Origin of the sequence: Bittarella massiliensis (ex Durand et al. 2017) (assembly GCF_017566145.1) — a bacterium.
GTDB lineage: Bacteria > Bacillota > Clostridia > Oscillospirales > Ruminococcaceae > Bittarella > Bittarella massiliensis_A.
Genome location: NZ_JABFCL010000392.1, coordinates 1 through 210 on the forward strand (window position 1 = coordinate 1; position 210 = coordinate 210).

Here is a 210-nt window from a genome sequence, read left to right on the forward strand (position 1 = left end):
CGTCGAGCTTCGGATTCTGGCGGTCAATCGCCAGTGTGTACTGCGTCAGGTCGTTCGTTCCTATACTGAAGAAATCCACCTCCTGCGCAAGCTGTTCGCTTACCATGACAGCAGCCGGTGTCTCGATCATCACACCGATCTCTACATCCTTGAACGGAATCCCCTGCTCTCTTAATTCGTCCTTTACTTCTTTCAGAATCTGTTTGATCT

Annotated in this window: 1 protein-coding gene; it reads right to left on the reverse strand. The window is 50.0% G+C overall.

Annotation, left to right across the window (positions count from 1 at the left end):
* On the reverse strand, positions 1–210 hold a 210-nt coding region (locus HJY11_RS14785), incomplete at both ends, for a putative PEP-binding protein (RefSeq protein ID WP_368041637.1).